The sequence below is a fragment of the Yinghuangia sp. YIM S10712 genome, assembly GCF_051388935.1.
Taxonomy (GTDB): Bacteria; Actinomycetota; Actinomycetes; order Streptomycetales; family Streptomycetaceae; genus Yinghuangia.
In genome coordinates this window covers 40,238-46,972 of sequence record NZ_JBPKBI010000016.1, presented here as the reverse complement: position 1 = coordinate 46,972, position 6,735 = coordinate 40,238, and the positions used below count along the sequence as shown (strand labels likewise).

At 70.7% G+C, this 6,735-nt stretch carries 7 protein-coding genes; 2 read left to right on the top strand and 5 right to left on the bottom strand.

Annotated elements, in window-relative coordinates:
- Window positions 1-56: 56 nt before the first annotated feature.
- From ACRX5W_RS25930 to ACRX5W_RS25915, 4 genes are all read right to left on the bottom strand, one after another.
- Entirely contained in the window at window positions 57-683 is a 627-nt protein-coding gene (locus ACRX5W_RS25930) for a hypothetical protein (RefSeq protein WP_436790724.1), read from the bottom strand.
- Window positions 680-1,630, bottom strand: a complete 951-nt coding sequence (locus ACRX5W_RS25925) for a hypothetical protein (protein WP_436790723.1) — start codon at window positions 1,628-1,630, stop codon at window positions 680-682. Before ACRX5W_RS25925 ends, ACRX5W_RS25930 begins: the two co-directional genes overlap by 4 nt.
- A gap of 140 nt (window positions 1,631-1,770) precedes the next feature.
- On the bottom strand, window positions 1,771-3,015 hold the full coding sequence (locus tag ACRX5W_RS25920; RefSeq protein WP_436790722.1) for a PP2C family protein-serine/threonine phosphatase: 1,245 nt from the start codon (window positions 3,013-3,015) through the stop codon (window positions 1,771-1,773).
- Window positions 3,016-3,080: 65 nt separating this feature from the next.
- Window positions 3,081-4,583, bottom strand: coding sequence for a DUF2252 domain-containing protein (locus ACRX5W_RS25915; RefSeq protein WP_436790721.1), 1,503 nt, complete (start codon window positions 4,581-4,583; stop codon window positions 3,081-3,083).
- Window positions 4,584-4,999: 416 nt separating this feature from the next.
- Here ACRX5W_RS25915 and ACRX5W_RS25910 point away from each other — a divergent pair, with 416 nt between their 5' ends.
- On the top strand, window positions 5,000-5,575 hold the full coding sequence (locus tag ACRX5W_RS25910; RefSeq protein WP_436790720.1) for a hemerythrin domain-containing protein: 576 nt from the start codon (window positions 5,000-5,002) through the stop codon (window positions 5,573-5,575).
- 88 nt (window positions 5,576-5,663) lie between these two features.
- On the opposite strand, the gene ACRX5W_RS25905 is transcribed toward ACRX5W_RS25910, so the two are convergent.
- Window positions 5,664-5,984, bottom strand: coding sequence for a hypothetical protein (locus ACRX5W_RS25905; RefSeq protein ID WP_436790719.1), 321 nt, complete (start codon window positions 5,982-5,984; stop codon window positions 5,664-5,666).
- Between the two features lie 227 nt (window positions 5,985-6,211).
- Between ACRX5W_RS25905 and ACRX5W_RS25900 the strand changes: the two genes are divergently transcribed.
- The gene (locus ACRX5W_RS25900; RefSeq protein ID WP_436790718.1) at window positions 6,212-6,694 is read left to right on the top strand and encodes a hypothetical protein; all 483 of its coding nucleotides are present in this window, start codon (window positions 6,212-6,214) and stop codon (window positions 6,692-6,694) included.
- The last annotated feature ends 41 nt before the right edge of the window (window positions 6,695-6,735 follow it).

Below are 6,735 nucleotides of genomic sequence, written 5' to 3'. Positions count from 1 at the left end.
GCCCGCGGCCTCGGCTGAGGCCGCGGGCACCGGAAGTCCGGATCATGGCGGGCCGGTCACGCCGGCGACATCATCCAGGGCTCGTGCAGGTCGAGGTATGTCACGTCCTGCATGAGGTTTTGCTCCTGCTCGAAGACGTCCCGCAACTCGGGTGGCACCTCGCGGTGTTCACCCTCGCGAGCAGCCGCCTCCGAGGTGAAGTACACCGTCTCGGTGAAGCCTCCGTCCCCGTGCAGCGCCGTGGTGCTGCCGATGACGTCGGGGCGGAATTCCGCGATCCGGTCGTCCATCTCCCGGTTCAACTGCCGCATGCGCTCGACGTCGGTGACGCGTCCTTGGATGACCTGGACGAATCCCGCGTCGTCCGAGCCGCCGCGGCCGTGCGTCTCGGTTTGCGCGCAGTCGTGGAACGTCACGCCGCCGTCGAACATCTGCTCCGTCTCGCGCCACCAGGCGGTCTGCTCGGGACGGTCGCTGTTGCGGCGCGCCGCGTCGGGCGAGTCGAAGCGGACGACCCCGACGAACGTGCCGTCGTCTGCGACACCGCCCGTCGAGCCGAGCCACCCCCGGGCGCCGGTGCCGAGTTCACGGCGCCAGCGCTCCATCTGCGCCTTCAGCCCGGCCGGGTCTTTGGTGTGGCCCTGCATGACCTGGATGAACACCGCGGCCTCCGCCTCGGTCACGCGGCGCCGAGTCGACGCGGACGACGCGTCGCCACGACCACCGTGCCGCCGGCCGCGACCAGGCCGAGTCCGGCGAGGGCGAGCATCGCCGCGTCAACGCTTGCTCCGGTCCGGGGCAGGCCGACGACGGTCGGGAATCCCTCGGGACCGCACTGGATTTCGGCCGACGCGCCGCCGACCGTGACCCGCACGTGGCCGGTGCTCAGGGTCTGGACATCGGTGCCCGCCGCGGTGGTGAAGTGCGTGCCCGGGCCGTTGGTGAGGTACTCGCGTCCCTCCGCCCCGGCGATGCGCAGATCGCCGACGGCGGCGCAGGCGACGATGTCGCCGTTGGTGAGGATGATGCTGCCGCCCTCGGTGCGTCCCTGGATCGGCGACGCCGTCGGCGCGGTGGGCTCGGCAGGGGCGTGCGTGCTCTCGGCGGACGCGCCGGCCTCCGGGGCGACCGCGTCGTTGCCCGACGCCGCGGCGTCGTCCGAGCCGGTCGCGTCCCAGTAGCCGGAGCCGGAGGACTCCGCCGACTCGGGAGACTCCGATGACTCGTCGGATTCGGTGGAGCCGAGGGAGTCCCAGTAGCCGGAGCCGCTGGACTCCGACGATTCCTCGGAGTCGGGCGATTCGGTGGACTCGGTCGACTCGCCGGACGCGGCGGACTCCGAGGACTCAGCCGCCTCGGCGGCGTCCGCGGCCTCACCGGATTCGGCAGCCGCCTCGGCCTCCGCCGACTCGGCGGACTCGGCCGACTCGGCCTCCGCGCCGTCCTTCGGCCCGTTGTCGGACCACGCGCCTTCCGCGTCGGACTCGTTGGCGGCCGACGCCGGTGTCAGCGCTGATGCGGGAGCGGATTCGGCGGCGTACGCGGTCGCCGGCACGGCGGCGGCGAGCACGAGCAGTCCGGCGGCAAGCGCGGGGGCTCGGCCGGTGACGCGGGTCAGGGACGACGACATTGTTCCTCCATGAGACGGGGTGGGGAGCGGCACGGGGGCGCGCTCCGCCTCCGAGTTCCACGCGGAGGAACGGCAAAACAATACTTATCGCTTTATCGCCTATTTGCGGCGCAGACACGCCGCGCGACGCAAGGCAGACGTCACAAGCGCACGACGACCAAGGCGGTGTCGTCGGTGTTCCCGCCGGGAGGCAGCAGCTCGGCGAGGAGCCGGTCGGCAAGGGCTTCCGGCTCCGCTGCGCGGTGCCGGCGCAACGTGGCGGCAAGGCAGGCCAGGCCTTCGTCGATGTCGCGGTCCCGGCGTTCGATCAGGCCGTCGGTGTACAGCACGAGCGTGGCACCGTCCTCGTACTCCGTGGTGGCCTGACTGCGGGGCAGGTGTTCCGGCAGAGCCCCGAGCGGCGGGTCGGTGGCCTGGTCCAGGAAGACGACGACGCCGTCCGCACCCAACAGCGCGGGCGGGACGTTCCCGGCGACGCTGTACGTGATCGTCCGGGCGCTCCGGTGCACCACCAGCGAGGCAACCGCGGCGGACTCCCCGCCCTCGACCGACCGCGCGTACAACTCCAGCGCCTCCAGCGCTTGCGCCGGCCCGTCCGCGACGTGGGCCACCGCGCTGAGGGCGCTGCGCAGTTGCCCCATCACACAGGCCGCGCCGAGGCCGTGGCCGACGATGTCCCCGACGTCGAGGGCCAGACGGTCGCCGGGCAGCTCGGCCAGGTCGAACCAGTCGCCGCAGACATTGAGGCTGCCGACGGCCGGCCGGTACCGCACCGCCACCCGTCGGTCGGCCAGGGCATCGGGGGCCGGCAGCATCGCGGCCTGGAGCGCGAGCGCCACCTCGCGCTCGCGGGCGTGGGCGATTCCCAGCCGCTCGTTGATCTCCTGGAGCTCCCTGGCCCGGTCGTACAACTCGGACTCCAGCACCCGGGCGCGGTCCGCGGCGAGACCTTGGCCGCCGTCGAGTCCGTCTCGGGCGCGGATCAGTTCGGTGACCTCTTCGACCCGGTGCACGATCAGCACGATGCTTCCGTCGGCGTTCTTGACCGGGGTGTTGACGGTGCTCCAGTAGCGTTCCTTGAACACGCCGGGACGGTCCGGCTCCTCGACGTCGTAGCGGTGCAGGGTCAGGGTGTCGCGCTCGCCCGTCGACAGGACCCGCCGAAACGACTCCTGCAGCTTCTTGGCACCGGTCGCCCGCGGATCCGCGGGGTTGTCGGGGAAGAGATCGAACAAGTGGCGCCCCAGCAACTGTTCGCGGCGGCGTCCCGCGACGCTCAGATAGCGTTCGTTGACGTCGGCGACCATCAGGTCCGGGGTCAGCAGGGCGATGGCCCCGGGCAGCGCCTGGTACACGGCCTGGTAGTCGATGTGAGTCCCGCACATGAGCCGACCGCCTTTGTCACCCCGAGATCCCACGTCACATGCCCTGACAACAACGGTGGCACGGTTCAGCGCCGACGACGCGGCTCGACGGCTTCGGGTTTCTCTCCGCCTTGCCGTTCGGCTTGCGACTCGGCTTGCGACTCGGCCTGCGGCTCGGCTGCGGGAAGGCGGCCGGCGCGGACCGCTGCCAGGAGGGCCTGGTGATCGCGTTCGTTCTTATCGGCGTATGCCTCGGCGAACGGCTGGATCGCACTGTCGAACGCGTCCCCGGTGCCCAGGTACGCGGCGATGGCGATGCGGTCGCCGGAGCGCGCGTGGGCGCGGGCGAGAGTGGCCCCGCAGACTTCACCGAATGCCCGCATGCCGCGCGGGACCATCAGCTCCGGCTCGACGATTCCCTTCCAGTCGCGTAGCTGGCGGATGTAGAAGTCGCGGCGGCGGCCGTCGATGCCGTCGACGCGCTCCCAGCCGAGGAAGATATCGCTGGCCGCCTGCATGAGGCGCTGTCCCGCGACGACGCGTTCGCCCTGGTTGGCGTATCCGCTCGCGCCGACGTGGCGGGCGAGCACGGAGGTGTCCGCCTCCTTGGCCTGGAGCAGGAGCGGGTCGGCGTCGTCGCGGCCGAGCAGGAGGAGGATCCAGCAGCGCGTTCCGACACTGCCGACGCCGACGACCTTGCGGGCGATGTCGACCAGCCGGAAGTCGGCCAGCAGCGCACGCCGGTCGGGCTGGAGGGTACGTTGGTAGCGCCTGACGAGTTTTTGGAACTCGCTTTCCAGCGAGCCGTGTTCGCGGTCGGGGAGCAGATCGGCCAGGGGCACCAGCAGCGGCGGATCGGCGGCGATCCGGGCCTGTCCGTCGACGACTTCGGCGAGCTTGCCGAACGCCTGCAGGCTGTCCCGGCCGCGGGCCTTGTCGAGGGCGCGGCTCAGGTTCCTTCGACCGCGCTTGGCAAGATGTGCGGTGGCGAGTTCCTGGAGGCGGGCGGCGTCGATCCGGGCGTACCACACGTCGAGGTTGCGCATCCCGGCGAACCGGTTCATCGCTTCGCGGTATGAGCGGACGGCGGCGCGGACGATGTTCGCACGCTCGGTGTCGGTGAAGCCGTTCGCCCGCGCCGCGATGACCAGGCTCGCGGCCAGCCGCTTGACGTCCCACTCCCACGGGCCCGGGAGGGTCTCGTCGAAGTCGTTGATGTCGAACAGCAGATTGCGCTCAGGTGACGCCAGCAGCCGGAAGTTGAGCATATGCGCGTCGCCGCACAGTTGCGCTCGGATGCCGGTGGTGGGAGTCGCCGCGAGGTCCGCGGCCATGATCGCCGCGGCCCCCCTGTAGAAACGGAACGGCGACTCGGTCATGCGGGAGTACCGGATCGGCACCAGCTCCGGGACCCGGGTCGCGGACTGCTCTTCGAGGATGGCGAGCGGATCAGCCCGCCCCTTCGCCGGCGCGAACTCCGCGTGGCTCGACCGCGGGGCCACGCGCCGGGCGGCCTTGCCCCGTGCCGCCCGCTCCGCCGGGGTCGCCCGAGGTACGGCACGCATCGCAGATGCCGGACGTTGAGCCATGCCAAGCCTCCAGTCCCGATGCCGCCCGGACCACCGGCCAGGTGATCCGCGCCTGGGCGGGCCCATCCTTCGATCATCGCGAATCAGCGTGGGTTCGGCATGTTCTCCGCGGCGGATATGCCTTTTCCGGGTCCGTCCGGGCCCGGATGCCGGTCCTGTGCCACTCTCGCCGTCGTGGACGCTCCGACGATCCGTGGCCTGCCGCTTCCTGCGTCACGGCATGGCCCCGTCCTTCGCCCGCTTCGCCTCCGAACCGGGGCCGCGGCGCTCCGGGTGACGGGTGACGGGTGACCGACAGGACCGGCTGCGGTGTTCCGCTGCCTTCTCGGGACTACTCCGACGGGGCGGTTGTTATGTGGCCGTTCGGGTGGGTAGCCGATCGTTGATCCCTCGCGGATCTTCTGCCCGCGAACGAGATGGTGCACGTTATGGGGCGCGATGCGGATGTCATCCGGGAACTGACCGCGGACCATCGGGAAGTCGAAGGTCTTTTCGAAATGATCGATGCGGTTCCGTCGCACGATCCGGAACGAAAACGGCTGGTGGACGCGCTCGCGGTCGAGCTGGTCAGACTCGCGGTGGCGGAGGAGGAATGCGTGCTGCCCGTGGTGCGCGAGCGGCTGCCCGACGGGCCGGCGCTTGCCGACAAGGAACTGCACGATCTCGGGAACATCGAACGCATCCTCGCCGCGCTGGAGGTTCGTGACGCGGGCGCGGACGACTTCGACCGGCTCGTCGCGGCGCTTGAGGACGAGGTCAGGCGGCACGAACGCGGCGACGAGGAAGGGGTGTTCGTCGAGCTTCGGCGCAATTGCTCGGAGCGGGACCTGGCGGCCATGGGCGACGAAGTGCGCCGGGTGATGCGGTACGCGCGTTCTCGACCGCATCTTCAGACCGTGGACACGCCACCGGAGTACGAGTTGCTCTCCACCGAGAGCGTCCGTTTCGTCGACGGCCTGCGGGCCCTCTTCCGTCGCCGGAGATCGGACTGACGCACGCGGGCCGACGGGCGGATGTTGTTCGCAGGACGGACTGTCGTAGGGACGCCCTCCCCCGGCCGCCGCTTCGCCGCGCCGGAATTCAGTCGGCGGCCGGATCGCTCGGTGTGCTCTCCGGTGTGTTCTCGGGTGTGTTGCCGGGTCGGGTGGGCGGCGCGATCCGCGCGGTCCAGCCGTCGTCGAGTTCGGCGCCGTCGACGGTGATCGCCTCGACGGCTCGCGTCTTCGGGTCGATGTCGGCCTGTACGCCTTCGCCCGAGTAACACGGATAGCCGCTCGCGCCCGTCTCCCCGGTCGCTTCGACGACGGCGGACCGCACGGCCGGGCCACGTGCCTCCTCGGGCATGTCCTGGGCGTTGAAGGGGAAGATCAGGATCCGGAAAAAGTCCGTGGAAGAGCTCATACACCCACGCTATGCCTCGTGGCGCAGGTCGCCGTCGGCCCCGCGCGTGTGTCCGGCGAATCGCGGCAGCCGACGTGCGACGGGCCTTGCCGGGAGCCGGCAAACGGTCGATGACCCTGCTTTGGTATAGATCACGCAAAACCGGCGTGTAGTGCCAACCTGTCGTTGGGGCTGCGCGTCTATTCCGGTCAGGGGAGCATCCCGCTCTCCATGATTCGGAGGCACACATGACCACCACGAGAATGCGCACCCTCCGCAACGCCGCCGCAATCACCGTCGGGGCCGCACTCCTGGCGACGGTCGGCGCCGCCGCACCGGCGTTGGCGGCGGGCGCGTCTCCGCCCGGCGCGGGCGTCGTCCGAGCAGAGCGGGTGGACGTGGTCCACCGCGTGACCGCGTTCTGGGACCAGTACAAGTCCGCGGTGCTCGGCACCAACCCCTACATGAACCCCGAGGAGGTCCGCGGCGAATTCCTGACCGCGGAGCTCAACGCGGAGCTCGACGCGTGGGCCGCCGAAAACGGCGCCGACCCGGTCTTCCGTGCGCAGAACGTGCCGCTCGACCGGACCGTCCGCTACGAGGGCAGCGGGGCCGGCCACGCCTCCGTCGTCGTCACGCAGTACTGGGGTGACGGCAGCAGCAACGATGTGTGGTACCGCGTCCCGCTCGACGGCTCGCGTATCGACGGCCTCCAGGACCCGCCGGTCTGAGGCCGGGCAAAGCCGTGGCCGCGTACCGAATTTCCCGGTAC

Coding starts and splice junctions, on each gene's coding strand:
- ACRX5W_RS25925 (WP_436790723.1), bottom strand. CDS start 1,630: ATGTCGTCGTCCCTGACCCGCGTCACCGGCCGAGCCCCCGCGCTTGCC.
- ACRX5W_RS25920 (WP_436790722.1), bottom strand. CDS start 3,015: ATGTGCGGGACTCACATCGACTACCAGGCCGTGTACCAGGCGCTGCCC.
- ACRX5W_RS25915 (WP_436790721.1), bottom strand. CDS start 4,583: ATGGCTCAACGTCCGGCATCTGCGATGCGTGCCGTACCTCGGGCGACC.
- ACRX5W_RS25910 (WP_436790720.1), top strand. CDS start 5,000: ATGGTGCACGTTATGGGGCGCGATGCGGATGTCATCCGGGAACTGACC.
- ACRX5W_RS25905 (WP_436790719.1), bottom strand. CDS start 5,984: ATGAGCTCTTCCACGGACTTTTTCCGGATCCTGATCTTCCCCTTCAAC.
- ACRX5W_RS25900 (WP_436790718.1), top strand. CDS start 6,212: ATGACCACCACGAGAATGCGCACCCTCCGCAACGCCGCCGCAATCACC.